Source organism: Streptomyces sp. NPDC041784, assembly GCF_055591025.1.
The window spans coordinates 63762-80041 of the sequence record NZ_JBVJAB010000024.1 but is presented as its reverse complement, the minus strand read 5'-3'; the positions used below and the strand labels follow the sequence as shown (position 1 = coordinate 80041).

General features: G+C 70.4%; 21 protein-coding genes and 2 pseudogenes. 11 read left to right on the top strand and 12 right to left on the bottom strand.

Going from position 1 to position 16280, the window contains the following annotated elements; genetic code table 11:
• Positions 1-26: 26 nt before the first annotated feature.
• Positions 27-908 carry an NmrA/HSCARG family protein gene (locus ACZ6D7_RS36105; RefSeq protein ID WP_469500241.1) on the bottom strand — a complete coding sequence of 294 codons (882 nt, stop codon included), beginning with the start codon at positions 906-908 and terminating at the stop codon, positions 27-29.
• An 84-nt stretch (positions 909-992) separates the two neighbouring features.
• On the opposite strand from ACZ6D7_RS36105, the gene ACZ6D7_RS36100 reads away from it, so the two are divergent.
• Positions 993-1490, top strand: a complete 498-nt coding sequence (locus ACZ6D7_RS36100) for a MarR family winged helix-turn-helix transcriptional regulator (RefSeq protein ID WP_469500239.1) — start codon at positions 993-995, stop codon at positions 1488-1490.
• 114 nt (positions 1491-1604) lie between these two features.
• Here ACZ6D7_RS36100 and ACZ6D7_RS36095 read toward each other — a convergent pair.
• From ACZ6D7_RS36095 to ACZ6D7_RS36080, 4 genes and pseudogenes are all read right to left on the bottom strand, one after another.
• A pseudogene (locus tag ACZ6D7_RS36095) lies at positions 1605-2263 on the bottom strand (Tn3 family transposase); the annotation flags it as partial.
• Positions 2264-2291: 28 nt separating this feature from the next.
• Complete coding sequence (locus ACZ6D7_RS36090; RefSeq protein WP_469500237.1) at positions 2292-2465, bottom strand: DUF4158 domain-containing protein; 174 nt, start codon at positions 2463-2465, stop codon at positions 2292-2294.
• 119 nt (positions 2466-2584) lie between these two features.
• Entirely contained in the window at positions 2585-2812 is a 228-nt protein-coding gene (locus ACZ6D7_RS36085; RefSeq protein WP_469500236.1) for a response regulator, read from the bottom strand.
• Between the two features lie 61 nt (positions 2813-2873).
• Positions 2874-3842, bottom strand: a pseudogene (locus ACZ6D7_RS36080) (pectinesterase family protein); the annotation flags it as partial.
• Positions 3843-3872: 30 nt separating this feature from the next.
• Here ACZ6D7_RS36080 and ACZ6D7_RS36075 point away from each other — a divergent pair.
• Entirely contained in the window at positions 3873-4160 is a 288-nt protein-coding gene (locus tag ACZ6D7_RS36075; RefSeq protein WP_469500234.1) for a hypothetical protein, read from the top strand.
• Entirely contained in the window at positions 4157-4555 is a 399-nt protein-coding gene (locus ACZ6D7_RS36070; RefSeq protein ID WP_469500233.1) for a PIN domain-containing protein, read from the top strand. The genes ACZ6D7_RS36075 and ACZ6D7_RS36070 overlap by 4 nt, the downstream gene beginning before the upstream one ends.
• 11 nt (positions 4556-4566) lie before the next feature.
• Here the strand turns inward: ACZ6D7_RS36070 and ACZ6D7_RS36065 are convergent, their stop codons facing one another.
• The 6 genes from ACZ6D7_RS36065 to ACZ6D7_RS36040 all read right to left on the bottom strand — a co-directional run bounded on the left by ACZ6D7_RS36065 (position 4567) and on the right by ACZ6D7_RS36040 (position 10302).
• Positions 4567-6009 carry a HAMP domain-containing sensor histidine kinase gene (locus ACZ6D7_RS36065; protein WP_469500232.1) on the bottom strand — a complete coding sequence of 481 codons (1443 nt, stop codon included), beginning with the start codon at positions 6007-6009 and terminating at the stop codon, positions 4567-4569.
• A complete protein-coding gene (locus ACZ6D7_RS36060; protein ID WP_469500231.1) occupies positions 6006-6743 on the bottom strand; it encodes a response regulator transcription factor in 738 nt (245 codons plus the stop codon). Before ACZ6D7_RS36060 ends, ACZ6D7_RS36065 begins: the two co-directional genes overlap by 4 nt.
• A 107-nt stretch (positions 6744-6850) precedes the next feature.
• Positions 6851-7060, bottom strand: a complete 210-nt coding sequence (locus tag ACZ6D7_RS36055) for a hypothetical protein (RefSeq protein WP_469500230.1) — start codon at positions 7058-7060, stop codon at positions 6851-6853.
• Positions 7061-7089: 29 nt separating this feature from the next.
• Complete coding sequence (locus ACZ6D7_RS36050) at positions 7090-8241, bottom strand: S1C family serine protease (protein ID WP_469500228.1); 1152 nt, start codon at positions 8239-8241, stop codon at positions 7090-7092.
• A 142-nt stretch (positions 8242-8383) separates the two neighbouring features.
• Positions 8384-9406 (bottom strand): LacI family DNA-binding transcriptional regulator, encoded by a 1023-nt coding sequence (locus tag ACZ6D7_RS36045; RefSeq protein ID WP_469500226.1) that lies wholly within the window; start codon positions 9404-9406, stop codon positions 8384-8386.
• A gap of 116 nt (positions 9407-9522) precedes the next feature.
• Positions 9523-10302, bottom strand: a complete 780-nt coding sequence (locus tag ACZ6D7_RS36040; protein ID WP_469500224.1) for a response regulator transcription factor — start codon at positions 10300-10302, stop codon at positions 9523-9525.
• A gap of 183 nt (positions 10303-10485) precedes the next feature.
• Between ACZ6D7_RS36040 and ACZ6D7_RS36035 the strand changes: the two genes are divergently transcribed.
• The 8 genes from ACZ6D7_RS36035 (at position 10486) to ACZ6D7_RS36000 (ending at position 15853) form a co-directional block, all read left to right on the top strand.
• Complete coding sequence (locus ACZ6D7_RS36035) at positions 10486-11328, top strand: alpha/beta hydrolase (protein ID WP_469500222.1); 843 nt, start codon at positions 10486-10488, stop codon at positions 11326-11328.
• A 40-nt stretch (positions 11329-11368) separates the two neighbouring features.
• Positions 11369-11623, top strand: coding sequence for a MoaD/ThiS family protein (locus ACZ6D7_RS36030; protein ID WP_469500220.1), 255 nt, complete (start codon positions 11369-11371; stop codon positions 11621-11623).
• Positions 11624-11625: 2 nt separating this feature from the next.
• Positions 11626-12897, top strand: a complete 1272-nt coding sequence (locus ACZ6D7_RS36025) for a hypothetical protein (protein WP_469500218.1) — start codon at positions 11626-11628, stop codon at positions 12895-12897.
• Positions 12898-13041: 144 nt separating this feature from the next.
• Positions 13042-13779 carry an LmeA family phospholipid-binding protein gene (locus ACZ6D7_RS36020; RefSeq protein ID WP_469500216.1) on the top strand — a complete coding sequence of 246 codons (738 nt, stop codon included), beginning with the start codon at positions 13042-13044 and terminating at the stop codon, positions 13777-13779.
• Between the two features lie 248 nt (positions 13780-14027).
• Positions 14028-14135 carry a putative leader peptide gene (locus ACZ6D7_RS36015; protein WP_469500214.1) on the top strand — a complete coding sequence of 36 codons (108 nt, stop codon included), beginning with the start codon at positions 14028-14030 and terminating at the stop codon, positions 14133-14135.
• A 141-nt stretch (positions 14136-14276) separates the two neighbouring features.
• Positions 14277-15122 (top strand): sulfurtransferase, encoded by an 846-nt coding sequence (locus ACZ6D7_RS36010; RefSeq protein ID WP_469500212.1) that lies wholly within the window; start codon positions 14277-14279, stop codon positions 15120-15122.
• A 45-nt stretch (positions 15123-15167) separates the two neighbouring features.
• Entirely contained in the window at positions 15168-15455 is a 288-nt protein-coding gene (locus ACZ6D7_RS36005) for a DUF1416 domain-containing protein (protein ID WP_469500210.1), read from the top strand.
• 134 nt (positions 15456-15589) lie between these two features.
• On the top strand, positions 15590-15853 hold the full coding sequence (locus tag ACZ6D7_RS36000; protein WP_469500208.1) for a DUF3099 domain-containing protein: 264 nt from the start codon (positions 15590-15592) through the stop codon (positions 15851-15853).
• 31 nt (positions 15854-15884) lie between these two features.
• Here the strand turns inward: ACZ6D7_RS36000 and ACZ6D7_RS35995 are convergent, their stop codons facing one another.
• A complete protein-coding gene (locus ACZ6D7_RS35995) occupies positions 15885-16247 on the bottom strand; it encodes a DsrE family protein (protein ID WP_450948457.1) in 363 nt (120 codons plus the stop codon).
• Positions 16248-16280: the final 33 nt, after the last annotated feature.

Genomic DNA, 16280 nt, shown 5'->3' with positions numbered 1-16280 from the left:
TCAGCTGGCCAAGGGCGCAGGTGAGGTCACTGATGCTCAGGCGCGGAGGCCAGGAGCGCGGTCCAGTCCTGGTCGGCGGCCCAGTCGGTGAAGCTGTGCCAGCCGACTTCGGGGTAGTCACGGCGCAGCCCGGCGGTGTCGACATCGAGGCCCGAGGTGGTGAAGTACTCGAACATGGCGGCCAGGTCGGCGGACCGGATCCGCACGTGGGCCAGAGGTACCTCTTGGTGGCCGATCGGGCGGCCGATGGCCGCCGCGAGGATCGCCGCTATCTCGGCGGGGGTGCGCTCATCGGAGGCGATGTCGATGCGGCGGCCGGCGAACTCGTCGCGGCGCTGAAGGACCAGTGCGGCGAACGCGCCGATGTCGGTGGCGGGGATGAGAGTGAGCGGCCGGTCGGCGGGCATGGGCCAGGCGAACGTGCCCTGGCGCAGCCCTTCCAGGGTCCAGCCGCTCGCGTAGTTGTCCATGAACGCAGCCGGGGCAATCACCGTCCAAGGCACTCCGGTCTCGCGCAGGTGCCGCTCGACCAGGTGCTTGCTCTCGTAGTGCGGGACACCGGTGCTGCGGTCGGCGTGGGCGGCGGACGTGAACACGACGTGCCCGAGGCCGGCGGCTGCCGCCGCGTCGACGAGGGCCTTGCCCTGCCGGGTCTCGGTGGTGGTGTCAGCGCCGAACGGGGTGGTGACCGCGAAGAGCGAGTCCGCCCCGGCGAGGGCCGCGTCGAGGGATGTGTGGTCGTCGAAGTCGGCGCGGCGAACATCGGCTCCGAGGCCGCGCAGGGCGTCAGCGGCGGGCGAATCAGGACGGCGGGTGAGCGCGCGCACCTGGTGGCCGGCGGCAAGCAGGGCGCGGGCGGTGGCCCCGCCCTGGGCTCCGGTGGCTCCGGTGACGGCAACGTTGAGCATGGTTCCCTCCAGGGATAGAATCACTGCGTGGTGCATTAACTGCGCCACGTAGTAGATTATCCGAGACTGCTGCGTCACGCAGCAATGTGGAGTGTGATCCAGGTGACAGAGTCGCGGCGGGCCCGGCTGTACGAGGAGTTGTCGACGGAGTCCCGCCGCTACCTGGCGGCGTATGTGCTGTTCAACCAGGCTGTCGCCGACCATCTCGGGCTGCACCCGACCGATGTGCAGTGTCTGAGCTTGCTGACGGCCGAGCCAGGGCCGCTCACCGTCAGGCAAATCGCCGACATGACGGGCCTGACCACAGGCTCGGCCACACGGCTGGTGGACCGTCTCGAACGAGAGGGTTACGTGGTCCGCACCCCCGACCAGCAGGACCGTCGCCGGGTGCTGGTCGCCCCGGTGGCGGAGCGCGTCGCCCGGGTCACCGCGGTATGGGACGACCTCGGCCCGGCGTGGCAGTCGCTGCTCGACGGCCACACCGAGGACGAGCTTGAGGTGATCACCCGTCATATGCGACAGGCTCACGACCTCAGTCACGCCCAGATGCGACGCCTGCGATCCCGGCCCAAGCCCGACTGAGTACGGGTCCCGCAGGCAGCCGCGATCGATGCGGGAGCCGCTAGGTGTCCGGTGGCATCGAAACAGCTATCCCGGCTGTCGTGTCATGCCTCAAAGAGCTGGATTCGCTGGCTGTTAGTCATCCTCGTCGGTGTCCTCGGGGGAATCCGGGTCACGCAGCGGGCGCAGGCCCTGGCCGGGGCCGCTGGCCTTGATGTTGAACAGGTAGCGGCCCAGGAAGTTGATGTGCCGGTCCTTCAGCGGGGAGAGCCGGGCGACGTCTTCGTCCTTGATGTCGTGGTCCTCGGCGCGCAACTGGGCGACCGCGGCGTCCAGGTAGCGTGTGTTCCACAGGACCACGGCGTTGAGGACCAGGCCGAGGGCGGCGAGTTGGTCCTCCTGGCCCTCGCGGTACGCCTGGCGGATCTGCCCGCGGCCGCCGTGGCAGATCGCACGGGCGAGCCGGTGGCGCGACTCCTGGACGTGAGCTGCCGGTTCATCAGCCGGCGGTAGGTGTCGTCGACCGGGTCGACCAGGGCGAGCAAGTGCATGGTCTTGTCGATGCGGCCGTACTCAGCGAACGCAGCCCCCAGCGGGGTGGGGTGGCCCTCGCGGCCGAACATCCGCAGCAGGTCGTAGGCCCGCACCTGGTTCGTGATGAGCGACCCGGCGACCCGGAGCATGTCCGGCCAGTGCGTGGCGATCTTCTTCAGGTTGACCTTGTTGCAGGCCACCGCCTCCAGCGGCCCGTACCCAGCGGCCGGCTCCTCGCCGCCGGGCAGGTCGGCCCGCCAGTACGTGCTGCACATCCTGGACAGTGCCTCAGCGACTCCAGATAACCATCCCCAGCCGGTGCGCGTCCGTACGACGCAGCGCGATCAGATCACGGTCGTCATCGTCGAGGAAGAAGAACCGCTCCAACTCCGGGCGCGTGGGCACCTCGGTGAACGTCCCGTACGCCTCGGCCTGCTCATCAGTCAGAAACTCCACCGGCACGACCGGACCGTAGCCAGTGCCGACGCCCGCCCGACGATCTTTCAGTGAACCCCGGCGGCACCCCTGTCAGGTGTGCTAGCCGACCAAGATCAATCTCAGCGCCACTTTCTGCACCGCAACTACTCACACCCGACGTCCATCAGGACCAGGTCGGGGGAGTTGTCGGGGGCCGCGATCAGGTCGAGGGCGAGGCGTCCGTCGCAGGCGAGGACGGTCTCGTACCCCTCGAACCTGAGCAGTCTGCCGATGCCCTCCCGGACGTCCGCGTCGTCGTCGGCGAGCAGGATCCTGCCCGCCGCGCTCGTGGCCCTGTCCGTCCCCGTGCCCTCCACCGCTCGCATCACCATCCCCTCACGGTGCGGCGGGGGACTGTGGCGGAGCTGGCAGAGGGGTGTGGGTGGGCTGGGATCAGGCGGCCGAGGGCGTCCAGTCGCCGAGCCAGTCCGCGACCTCCTGGTAGGCGGCCTGCGCGTCGGTCAGCTGGGGCCGGTCACCGCTCGCGGCCCCCGCGCCGGCGCCGCTGTTCCGGTACTCGGCGAACCGGTCGTCCTTCCAGGAGAAGCCGCCCATGTCCGACCACGGGGTCGCCTTGACGGCCGCGCTCAGGGTGCTGTTGCGGACGGTGGTCTGCGGGTCGACGCTCGTGTCGCCGCCCGGGTGCCAGTTGCGGCCGAGGAAGAAGGAGGCCGCGCTCACGTCACCGTTGACCGTCGAGCGGTTGATGAGGATGCCCTTGCGGCCCGCGGGGGTGCTCGGCGCGGTGACGTACCCGGCGGACGTGCCGTTCCAGCGCTTCTTCAGCGTGATCACGGACTTGTCGACGACCACCGTGGCCCGGCAGAAGACGAAGTCGACGTTCCCGGTGATGTAGGAGTTGCTCACGTAGACCCGGCCGGGCTTGTCCTTGGCGGCGGTCTCCAGTTCCAGGGTGTCCTGGTCGCCGTTGACGATGACCCCGTCGAGGACGATCCGGTCGGCCTGTGTCAGCAGCGCCACCGCCTGGCCTGCGATGTCCTGGTGCTTCGCCTCGTCGAAGTCGTTGGTGACCGTGAGATTGCGGATCTGCGAGTCGTCCGACTGGACGGACACGGTGGCGCTGCCCGGGGTGCCGTACGTCCCGGACCCGTCGGGCTTGGTCATGCCCGCCGCGTTGCCGTAGACGATCGTCGTGTCCTTACGGGTTGCGCCCGCACCCTGGATGGTGACGTGCGGCTTGGTGGCGGGCACCTTCACGACCTCGCGGTACGTCCCCGGCTTCACCGAGATCACCACGCGCGAGGGGTTGTTCACCGGTACGGCGTCCACGGCGGCCTGCACGGTCCGGTACTGGCCGCTGCCGTCGGCGGCGACGGTGAGGGTCGTGGCGGCGGCCAGGATGCGGCGGGCTGCGGTGTGACTGGTGGAGCCATGGCAGATCACACGACCATTCAGGTGTCCCGGGCGGCCCGCGACCATCTCGCCCAGGTGGCGAAGGAACGCGGGATGACGTTGGGGCAGCTTGTCGAGGAACTGGCGGCGCAGCAGCTCACGGCCGAGCAGATCGCTGAGCGCGTGGCCGCGACTCGAAAGGTGCTGCGTGAGCGCATGAACTGCACGCTCACGGACGAAGAGTTCGACCGAGGGCCGGACGTACTGGCCAATGTGTACGCGATGGCCGCCGAGAAGATGCACGCGCTCCGGGACCGAGCCGCGTGATCATTCTCGACACCAGCGCCGTGGTGGCGCTCGCGCAGGGGCATCGTGCACTGCACCATCTCGCCGACAACATGGCGCACACGCCGGGGGACTGGCTGCACGTGCCCGCGTTGTGCCTGATGTACGCGGAGTCGCAGGAGAAGGGCATCGCGGGGGATGTGCTCGCCCTGCCCGGAGTCCTGGTCGACCCTCTGACCCAGGCGGCTGCGGCCACGGTCGGTGCGATGCACCGGGAGGGCTGGGGCGGAACAGACGTCTGCCACACCCTTTACGTCGCGACACCGCATCAGGAGACCGGCGGCATGTCGATCATCCTGACCGGGAGAGAGAGCGACTACCCGCCCGGGATCCTCACCGTCGACATCGACTCCCCCGGAATGCTCGGCTTCCACTGATCCCGTTGGGATCACGGCGTCTCCGGCGGAGGCGTGGGCGCGCCTGGCAGCCGTACGGTCGCCACCGTGCCGCCGCCGTCCGCGCGGGTCAGGGTGACGTCGCCGCCCGCCTGCTCGACCGTCCGGGCCACGATCGACAGGCCCAGGCCCGAGCCCGGCAGGGCCCTCGCGCTGGGGGAGCGCCAGAAGCGGTCGAAGACGTGCGGGAGTTCGTCCTCGGGGATGCCGGGGCCGTGGTCGCGGACCGTCAGGACGCCGCCGGTCAGCCGCACGTCGATCGTGCCGCCCTCCGGGCTGAACTTCACCGCGTTGTCCAGGATGTTGACCACCGCACGCTCCAGTGCGGCCGGCTCCGCCCGGGTGTACCAGGGCTCGACGGACGCCGTGATGGTCAGCTCCGGGCCGCGGAGACGGGCCCGGCGCAGGGCCGTCTCGACCGTGTCCTCCAGCGCCACCACCTGCACGCGTTCGCCGCGCTGGCCCTCCGAGCGGGACAGCTCCTGGAGGTCGCCGATCAGCGCGGCCAGCTCCGTCATCTGCGCCTTCACCGAGGCGAGCAGCGCCTTGCGGTCCGCCTCCGGGATCGGCCGGCCCGTCTCCTCACTGCGGGTGAGGAGCTCGATGTTCGTGCGGAGGGAGGTGAGGGGAGTGCGGAGTTCGTGCCCGGCGTCCGCGATCAGCTGCTGCTGAAGCTCACGGGAGTTGGCCAGGGAGGCGGTCATCGAGTTGAAGGAACGGGAGAGCCGGGCGATCTCGTCCTCGCTGTCGTCCTCGACGGGGATACGGATCCCCAGGTCCTCGGTACGGGCGACGTGCTCGACGGCCTCGGTGAGCTTGTCGACGGGCCGCAGCCCCGCACGGGCGACGGCGAGGCCTGCGGCGCCGGCGCCGAGGACTCCGATACCGGAGACGAGGAGGAGGATGAGGGCGAGGTCGTTGAGGGTGGACTGGGTGCCCTTCAGGGAGACGGCGACCACGAGTCCGACGTTGGGGCCGGCCTCCCCGGTGACGGTGGTGGTCGTCATCGGCTGGAGCATGACGCGTACGGGGTTGCCCTCCCCGTCGGTGCCGTTACGGAAGTAGAGCTGGCCGGTGTCGCCGCTCTTGATCGCGTTCTTGTCGGCCTGGGTGACCTTCACCGTGCCGATGGAGTCGTCGATGACGCAGGTGGTTCCGTCTTCCTTGACCACCTGGATGTAGTTGTTCCGAAATGGGTTGGACGTGCCGTCGTCCGAGGTTTCGCTGCACGTGTTGAGGGCTCTCACGATCTCTTGCCCGGGCGCCCTCATGCCCCTCCGCAGGTCGTTGTTGACCTGGTCGTACAGCTTCCCCTGCACGATGAACCAGCACGTCACCGAAACCGCCGCCACCGCGAAAGCCACAGCGGCAGCGACCAGCATCGACAGCCGGGCCCGAATCGGAAGGGTCCGGAACCGTCGTACGAGCTTGTTCACTCCGCGCCGCCCTGTCGCAGGACGTACCCCACGCCCCGGACGGTGTGCACGAGGCGCGGCTCGCCGCCCGCCTCGGTCTTGCGGCGCAGGTACATCACGTACACGTCGAGGGAGTTCGACGACGGCTCGAAGTCGAAGCCCCAGACGGCCTTGAGGATCTGCTCACGGGTCAGCACCTGGCGCGGGTGGGCCATGAACATCTCCAGGAGGGTGAACTCCGTGCGGGTCAGCTCCACCGGGCGCCCGCCGCGTGTCACCTCCCGGGTCGCCAAGTCCATCCGCAGGTCGGCGAAGGTGAGCGCCTCGTCCTCCTCCACCGCCGCCGCGCCCGCCGCCGCCGCGTAGGAGCTGCGGCGCAGCAGGGCGCGGACGCGGGCGAACAGCTCGTCCAGTTCGAAGGGCTTGACCAGGTAGTCGTCGGCGCCCGCGTCGAGCCCGGTGACCCGGTCGCCGACCGTGTCACGGGCCGTCAGCATCAGGATCGGCGTCGTGTCGCCCGCCCCGCGGATACGGCGCGCGGCGGTGAGGCCGTCCATGCGGGGCATCTGGATGTCCAGGACCACCAGGTCGGGGCGGTAGGCCGTCGCCTTCTCCAGGGCGTCGGCACCGTCGACCGCGACCTCCGTGTCGTAGCCCTCGAAGGCGAGGCTGCGCTGGAGGGCTTCGCGCACCGCCGGCTCGTCGTCGACGATCAGGATGCGCTGGGTGTCACGGTCGCCTTCGGCGGGGCTCATGGGCGTGGGTTCCTCGGGTGCGGTGGGACGACGGGAGGCTGAGATCGGATGGACGCCTTCAGCCTCGCACGGTTCCCGGCGGGCGAGTACAGAGGAGCTGGGGGAGATCAGCCGCGCAGCGCCGTGAGGCGGTTGAGCGGCACCTTGCGGCGGTGCGGGCGGGCGGCGGTGGTGCGCAGGCCCATCATCTGCGGGGCCGCGACCTCGGGTGCCCGGGTCGGGGTCACCGGAGCGTGCAGCTCGTACGCCACGCCGAGGGCCAGGCCGAGGTCGGCCGCGCCGACGCCGGTCACCGTGTGCGAAACCTGCTTGATCATGACGTGCTCCCTGCTCGCTCGATGGACGTTCAGCTGTCGGAGCCGCCGGCCCGCAAGGTGGCCAGGTCGGACTTGACGGTGTTGATCGGGATGGCGAAGCCGAGGCCGACGCTGCCGGCGTCCGAGGACGAGGCCGAGGCGGCCGAGTACATCGCGGAGTTGATGCCGATGATGTTGCCGCCTGCGTCGATGAGCGCGCCGCCGGAGTTGCCGGGGTTGAGGGAGGCGTCGGTCTGGAGCGCCTTGTAGGTCGTGGTCGAGGAGCCGGTGTCGCCGTTGAACTCCTGGCCGCCGAACTCGAACGGCCACCCGCCGCTGCCGCCCTGCTGCTGGCTCTCGTCGGTGGACACGGTCACGTCCCGGTCCAGAGCGGAGACGATGCCGCTGGTCACGGTGCCGGTGAGGCCCTCGGGGGAGCCGATGGCGACGACCGTGTCTCCGACCTTGACGCCGTCGGAGTTGCCGAGGGTCGCCGGCTTCAGGCCGGAGGCGTTCTCCAGCTTGATCAGCGCGAGGTCCTTCTTGCTGTCCGTGCCGACGACCTTCGCGGTGTACGACGTGCCGTCGCTGGTTGTCACCTTGATCGAGGAGGCGCCGGAGATGACGTGGTTGTTGGTGACGATCTCGCCGTCGCTGGTGATGATCACACCGGAGCCGGTGGACGACCCGCTGCTGAGCGTGGCGCTGATCTCGACGACGCTCGGGCTGACCGCCGCGGCGATCGTGGCCACGTCACCGGTCTTGCTGGACGGCACCACGCTGGTCGTGGTGGAGGAGGAGACCACCGTGTCCTTGCCGGTCAGCTCCTGGATGCCGTAGGCCGTGCCGCCGCCTATGGCCGCGGCGACGATCGCCACGGCGGCCAGCAGCGCCATCGGGCCCTTGGCGCGCTTCTTGGGCGCGGGCTGCGCGGGGGTCTCGGTGAGGAGAGCGGTTCCGCCGCCGTGGCCGTCGCCGTTGCCGTGGCCGCCGGCGGCCGCCTGCGTCTGCCACACCGCGGTGGGCTCGACCACCGGCTGCTGCGCGATCTGCGCGGTCTGCGCGGCCGGCCGGTACGCCGGCGGGGGCGGCCACTCCGGGTCCACGGGGGCAAAAGCGTGCTGCTGGGCGCCCTGGTACGGGTTCTCGTACGGGTTCTCAGGGTTCTCGTACTCGCCGCTGCGGCGGAAGCTCTCGGTCATGGCAAGAAGCTTGGCTCCCGACCATGAGAACTACCTGAGCGCTCCCTGAGAAGCCCGGCAGAACCTCGTATGCCCGATATAAAGGCGCTTCTCGCAGCTCGGCGAAGGCTCTCAGAGAAGCTTCATGGAAGCCCCCGAACGGCTACACGCAGCCGCAGGACCGCCGTACCACCAGCCGCGACGGGAACACCTTCAGCCGCTCGCGGCGCGATCCGGTGACCCGTACGCCGTCGTCCAGGACGAGGTCCACCGCCGCTCGGGCCATCGCGGAGCGGTCCGATGCGATCGTTGTCAGCTGGGGGTCGGCGAGGCCGGCTTCCTTGATGTCGTCGAAGCCGATGACCGCCAGCTCGCCCGGCACGTCGATGCGCAGCTCGCGCGCCGCGCGCAGCAGACCGATCGCCTGGTCGTCGGTGGAGCAGAAGATCGCCGGCGGCCGGTCCGGGCCGGACAGCAGGTCGAGGGCGACGCGATAGGCGTCGTAGCGGTTGTACGGCGCCTCGAAGAGCCGGCCCTCGGTGCCGAGGCCGGCCTCGGCCATCGCGCGTCGCCAGCCCTCGACGTGGTCGGAGACCGGGTCGCCGACCGAGGGGGTCTCGGCGGTGCCGCCCATACAGGCGACGTACGCGTAGCCGTGCTCCAGGAGGTGGCGGACGGCGAGCTGGGCGCCGCCCAGGTCGTCGGTGACGACGGCGACGTCGTCGATGGCCTCGGGCCGCTCGTGCAGCAGCACCACCCGGGCGTCCCACGCCTCGATCTCAGCAGCGGCCAGGTCGTTCAGCGCGTGGCTGACGAGGATGAGACCCGAGACACGCATCCCGAGGAACGCCCGCAGATAGTGGACCTCGCGCTCGCCGACGTAGTCGGTGTTGCCGACCAGGACCATCTTTCCGCGCTCGGACGCGGCCTGTTCGACCGCGTGCGCCATCTCGCCGAAGAAGGGCTGGCGGGCATCCGGGATGATCAGGCCTATGAGATCCGTGCGTCGCGACGCCATCGCCTGAGCGACCCGGTCCGGCCGGTACCCCAGTTCCTTGATCGCGGCGAGGACACGCTCGCGCGTGGCCGGTGCGACCGGCCGGGGTCCGTTGTTGATGACATAACTGACCACGGCGGTGGACGTCCCCGCCAGTCGTGCTACGTCATCCCGAGTCACCTTGGCCACGCGCGGAGTCTACGCGGATGGACCCGCTCTGGGCAGGGCGTACAGGAGCTCCCTGTGCGGAAGCGATGCCTCCCCTGAGCGGGTACCGGCGGGTAGCCATCGGGTATCGGCGAGTACTACGCCTCCGCCGTGACCTCTTCGGCACCCACGGCGGCCGCGTTGTCCGCATCCTCCGTCTTTGCCCGGTCCGCCTTGGCCCTGGCCTCGTCCCCGCCACGCTCCCCCTTCTCGGGCGTAACGAATCGATAACCCACGTTCCGGACGGTGCCGATCAGCGACTCGTGTTCCGGCCCGAGTTTGGCGCGCAGCCGTCGTACGTGCACGTCGACGGTGCGGGTGCCGCCGAAGTAGTCGTAGCCCCAGACCTCCTGGAGGAGCTGGGCGCGGGTGAAGACCCGGCCCGGGTGCTGGGCCAGGTACTTCAGGAGCTCGAACTCCTTGAAGGTGAGGTCGAGGACCCGTCCCTTGAGCTTCGCGGAGTAGGTCGCCTCGTCGACCGAGAGGTCGCCGTTGCGGATCTCCATGGGGGAGTCGTCGTTGACGATCTGCTGACGGCCCATGGCGAGGCGCAGCCGGGCCTCGACCTCCGCCGGACCGGCGGTGTCGAGCAGTACGTCGTCGATGCCCCAGTCGGCGGTGACGGCCGCGAGGCCGCCCTCGGTCACGACCAGGATGAGCGGACAGCCCGGTCCGGTCGAACGCAGCAGCTGGCACAGGCTGCGCACCTGCGGAAGGTCGCGGCGGCCGTCGATGAGGATGACGTCCGCACCGGGGGTGTCGACGAGAGCGGGGCCTTCCGCCGGTGCCACGCGCACGTTGTGCAGCAGCAGGCCGAGGGCCGGAAGCACCTCCGTCGACGGCTGGAGGGCATTGGTCAGGAGCAGCAGAGAACTCATATGTCTGGTTCCTCCTCGGTCCCTGCGAGGACGTTTGCGGCACTACGGCACTGCGCTGCGTTCCCGGGGGCCCGTACACCAGCGGTCACCTGGAGTTTCCCGCTTCGTATACAACGCTTCCGAAAGCACAAAAGGACCCGGGGGCAACGCTGCCCGAGTCCTCTGCCCAGCAGAATAGCCCACATGAGCACGGGTCCGGCAGGTCATACGGCGCGTTCCACCGACAGTCCACACTGCGAGACACCCAGAGCCGCACCATTGCGGACGTTTCTGCACACCGCCGACGGTGTGACGATCGATTCCGTATACGACCCGGGTGCTGTCGTATACGACATCCGCACGCCACCTTCCGGACGTCCGGTGTTCGTCGTGGCCCACGGCTTCACGGGCGACGCCGACCGCCCGCACGTCCGCCGGGTGGCCGAGGCGTTCACCCGGCACGGAGGAGTCGTCACCTTCTCCTTCCGCGGGCACGGACGCTCCGGCGGGCGCTCCACGGTCGGCGACCGCGAGGTGCTCGACCTCGACGCGGCGGTGGCGTGGGCGCACGAGATCCACCCGCACGGGCCCGTGGTCACCGTCGGCTTCTCCATGGGCGGCTCGGTGGTGCTGCGGCACGCGGCCCTGCACCCCGGCACGGTCGACGCCGTCGTCTCGGTGAGCGCGCCCGCCCGCTGGTACTACCGGGGCACCGCCCCCATGCGCCGGCTGCACTGGCTGGTCACCCGCCCCGCGGGCCGGCTCGTCGGCCGCTACGGCTTCCGCACCCGGATCCACCACCGCGAGTGGGATCCGGTGCCGCTCTCCCCGACCGAGGCGGTCCCGAAGATCGCCCCCACCCCGCTCCTCATCGTCCACGGCGACCAGGACGGCTACTTCCCCCTCGACCACCCCCGGATGCTCGCCGAGGCCGCCGGTGACCACGCCGAACTCTGGCTGGAGCCCGGCATGGGCCACGCCGAGCACGCGGCCGACGACGGCCTGCTGGCCCGCATCGGGGACTGGGCGGTCTCCCGGGCGGGCTAGCCTGGGCCCTGTTGACCACCGAAACCGACTGAGGGACGAGATGGCAAAGGTCACGGTGCGCTACTGGGCGGCCGCCAAGGCCGCGGCCGGTGTCGCCGAGGAGCCGTACGACGCGGCCACGCTCGCCGAGGCACTCGACGCCGCGCGGGAGCGACACCCCGGCGAACTCACGCGTGTCCTGCGGCGATGCTCGTTCCTCGTCGACGGTGATCCCGTGGGCACCCGCGAACATGAGACGGTACGGCTGGCCGACGGCGGCACGGTCGAGGTGCTCCCGCCGTTCGCAGGAGGGTGACGATGACCGACCAGCCGCAGCAGCCGTATCAGCCGCAGCAGCCGTACCAGGGGTACGACGGGTACGAGGGGTACGACCCGCACCCCCACGCCGGGCAACAGCAGCCGCAGTCGCCGCAGCAGGCACAGCAGCAGGCGTGGCCCGGGCAGCAGCAGGGGTACGAGGACCCGCAGGCAGCCCACCTCCAGTACACGCAGCAGTGGCAGGGCCAGACCTGGGAGACCAGCGTCCAGCCGCCGGTCACCGCGCAGGACCCCGCCGAGACGGCGTATCTGCCGCCGCAGACAGGGCAGACGCCGGGGTACCCCGCGGCGGCGGCCTGGCAGCAGCAGGCTCCTCAGGCCCCGCACGGCCAGGCCCACGCCTCGCATGCCCACGCCTCGCGGGCGCAGGCTTCGCAGGCCGCGCCCTACGCGTCGCCCGCGCCGGATCCCGCGCCCGCGCCCGAGTCCGCCCCCGCGGGCGGCACCGCGGCCGAGACCGGGTACGGCCCCGCCACCATCGCGGGGAACGCCCGGATCACCGACGCCCAGCGCGCCCGCCTCGAGGGCCGCTCGCCGATCATCGAGCCGGGCATGCAGCCGGCGGCGCTCACCGCGCTGCTCGGCCTGCTGCTCTCCGGGACGGCGGCCGTCGGCTCGTACGCGCTGCTCGTCCCGCTCGTCGTGCTCCAGGCGGTCACCGCGGCCGGCTGGTTCCGGCTGAACGGCATGTGGCCGGCCCGCCAGGGCATCGCGCTCGCCTTCCTCGGCGCGCTGGTCTCGGACGCGGCGCTGCTCGTGGCCGGCCGGGACCAGGCGCCCGCGGCGATCCTCGGCACGCTGGGCGTCTGGGTGCTGCTCTGCCTGGTCCTCCAGCTGCGCTCGCACGCCGACCCCGACGAGCGCATGTACGGCCTGATGGCGACCGTCGCCTCCTCGGCCCTGGCCGTCCTGGCAACCGGGCATCTGGGCGCCGACCCGGACGCGGTGTCGGTCGGCGCGGCCGCGGTCGCGGTGGCGATCCTGGCCCGGGCGCTGCCGCTGCCCACCCTGGCCTCCGTGGCCGTGGCCCTGCTCGCCGCGGCGGGCGCGGGCATCGCGGTCGGCGGGATGACCGGCATGGGGGCGTCGGGCGCGCTGCTCGGCGCGGGTGCGGCGGTGTGCGCGCTGATCGGCCACCGGGTCGCCAGCTACGACTACCCCTCCCGCTTCGTCCACTTCACGGCGGGCGTGGCCCTGCCGCTGGCGGCGGCGGCCCCGGCGGTCTATGTGCTCGGGCGGGCGCTGGCGTAGGGCGTTCGCCGGGGTACGGCGTGGGCCGGCACCGGGTGGGCAGACGTGTCACAGCTGATCGACAATTTCGCGGTGGCTCTTCCGCAGAGGGTTACCGTGGGTGGTCAAGTGACAGTCAGGTCATCCGGGTGGGGGAACAGCCGCATGCGTGCGCTTCGAATACTGCTGATCGTCGTCGTGGTGCTGGGCGGCCTGTTCGTGCTCGCGGACCGGCTCGCGGTCAACTTCGCCGAGGGTGAGGCGGCGGACAAGCTGAAGACCAGCGAGAACCTCGCGGCCACCCCGGATGTGTCCATCAAGGGCTTCCCCTTCCTCACCCAGGTCGTCGGCGGCTCGCTGGACGACGTCGAGGTCGGCATCAAGGACTACCAGGCGCCCACCGGCACCGACGGCCAGACGATCCGTATCGACGACCTCACCGCGGACATGAAGGGCGTCGAGTTCTCCGGCGACTACAGCTCCGCCACGGCCGCCAGCGCCTCGGGCACGGCGAGCATCGCCTACGACGAGCTGCTGAAGACCGCCAAGTCCGAGGCGACCCAGGTCGCGCCGGGCATCACCGCCCGGGTGATCGGCCTCTCCGACGGCGGCAACGGCAAGATCAAGGTCACCGTCGAGGCGACCGTCCTCGGCACCAAGCTGCCCCAGCCGCTCTCCGTGCTGAGCACGGTCACCGCGAAGGGCGACACCGTGCGGGTGCACGCCGACTCGCTGCCCAGCTTCGCAGGGGTCCAGGCCGCCGAGAACGAGGTGCGCTCGATCACCGACTTCGAGCAGAAGATCGACGACCTGCCCGGCGGCATCCAGCTGGACAAGGTCGAGGCGGCGAAGAGCGGTGTGGAGATCACGGTGAAGGGTTCGAACGTCCGGCTCGCCGGGTAGGGCTGTTCCGGCCGTCCTGGCCGTCCTGCGGTGGATAGCCGGTGGGCGGCGATGGACGGCGATGGACGGCGGGTGTCCGACAGGCGAGACGCAGCCGTCCGCACCGTAGATGTGATGGCGGATACACGCGCCCGAAAGCCGTGCGGGGGCGGCTCGGGCGCGTTCTGCATCCCGCCATTCGGACGATCGCGTCTCACCATTCGGCTTGTTGGTGACACGCCCGCCTGTCCGTCCCTACGATCGAGCCCATGCAGTGCTCTACTGACGTCCTCCGTTCGCGGGGACAGGCGGATCTCACGAAGCGGCGGGCAGTCGACCTGTGCCGCGTCGCCGCCATGCTCTGTCGCACTGTCTGAGCGGAAGCGCCGCCGGCCTTCCGCGCCCTCCCGGCGCCCTCGATTCCGAGGGCATCCGTGCGCCGACCGCCGGCGAGACCCGGTCGCGTACCCCTTTCTTCTTGCACACCCCCGCCGCAACTGCCCCGGAGGAGAACGAGCATGAGCCGCAGCGACGTCCTGGTCGACGCCGATTGGCTGCAGGACCACCTGGACGACGAGAACATCGCCGTCGTGGAGGTGGACGAGGACACGTCCGCCTACGAGAAGAACCACATCAAGAACGCGATCCGGATCGACTGGACCAAGGACCTCCAGGACCCGGTCCGCCGTGACTTCATCGACCAGGAGGGCTTCGAGAAGCTCCTGTCGGGGAAGGGCATCGCCAACGACACCCTGGTGATCCTCTACGGCGGCAACAACAACTGGTTCGCGTCCTACGCCTACTGGTATTTCAAGCTGTACGGCCACGAGAACGTCAAGCTCCTCGACGGCGGCCGCAAGAAGTGGGAGCTGGACGCCCGCGAGCTGGTCGACGGCACCGAGATCCCCGAGCGCGCGGCCACCGAGTACAAGGCCAAGCCGCAGGACACCTCGATCCGCGCCTTCCGTGACGACGTGGTGGCGGCCATCGGCTCGCAGAACCTGGTCGACGTGCGCTCGCCCGACGAGTTCAGCGGCAAGCTGCTCGCGCCGGCCCACCTTCCGCAGGAGCAGTCGCAGCGTCCGGGCCACGTCCCGTCCGCCCGCAACATCCCGTGGTCCAAGAACGCCAACGACGACGGCACCTTCAAGTCGGACGACCAGCTCAAGGAGCTGTACGCCGAGGAGAGCGTCGACCTGGCCAAGGACACCATCGCGTACTGCCGCATCGGCGAGCGCTCGGCCCTGACCTGGTTCGTCCTGCACGAGCTGCTCGGTGTCGAGAACGTCAAGAACTACGACGGCTCCTGGACCGAGTACGGCTCCCTCGTCGGCGTGCCGATCGAGCTCGGCGCCAACAAGTAACCCAACCGACCCGACCTTCTGGTCAGACCCCCTCTGGAGAAAGACATGTGTGGAGCGAAGGCCGGCGGCCCGGACGCCTCGACGATCAAGCCCGGTGAGACCACGATCCAGGGTCACGTGACCCGGGACGGCGAGCCGGTGGTGGGCTACGTCCGCCTCCTGGACTCGACCGGCGAGTTCACCGCGGAGGTCCCCACCTCCGCCACCGGACAGTTCCGCTTCTACGCGGCCGAGGGCACCTGGACCGTCCGTGCCCTCGTGCCCGGCGCCACGGCCGACCGCACGGTCGTCGCCCAGCAGGGCGGTCTCGCGGAGGTCGCGATCGCGGTCTGAGCGTCTCGGGGCGGTCTGTGACGGACGCCCGACGGCCTGAGGGCCGTACCCCGCGGGTCGGACACCTGGGGTACGGCCCTCAGGCCTTTCCGCACGTCTTCGCCGGACGCCGATCGCGGACCTACGCTGGACGTATGTACGCGCGCCGGCGGCACATCTACTTCGCCATGATGGGCACCTGCATCGGCCTGTTCGTCCTGGCCTGGGGTGTCGTGCGCCTCTGGTCGGTCCCGGTCGCCGTCGGGATGTGCGTGGTCGCCATGGTCATCCCGCCGCTGGCCGCGATGGTCGCCAACCGGCGCGGACCGGACGACCGCTGGTGGGACGACCCCTCCGGCGACCCCAAGTCCGACGAGTGGTGGGACGAGCTGGACGGCAAGAAGCGGCGCTCGCCGTAGCCGCTCAGTTCGCTCAGTACCCTCAGTGCGCTCAGTACACGAGCGCCTGGGTGTCGTCGGCCAGCGCCTCCTGCACGAACACCTGTGCGCCGGCGATCCGTACGCCCTCGATCACGTCCTTCTCCGTGATGTCCCGCCGGGCCGCGCACTGGGTGCACAGGGTGAGCCGGCCGGCCGCCAGGACCGAGTCGATCAGATCGGGCAGCGGGGCCGCGTGCGGCAGCTCGAACTCCGCGGCCCTGCCCGGCAGCGCGAACCACGCCGACTCCCCGGTCAGCCACAGGGAGACCTCCACACCACTGGCCACGGCCACGGCCGCGACCGTGAACGCCTGCGAGCACCGCTCGGGGGCATCGGCCCCCGCGGTCACCTTGATCACGAGCTTCTTCGCCATGGCCGAATCGTAATCAACTCCCTTACAACTCCT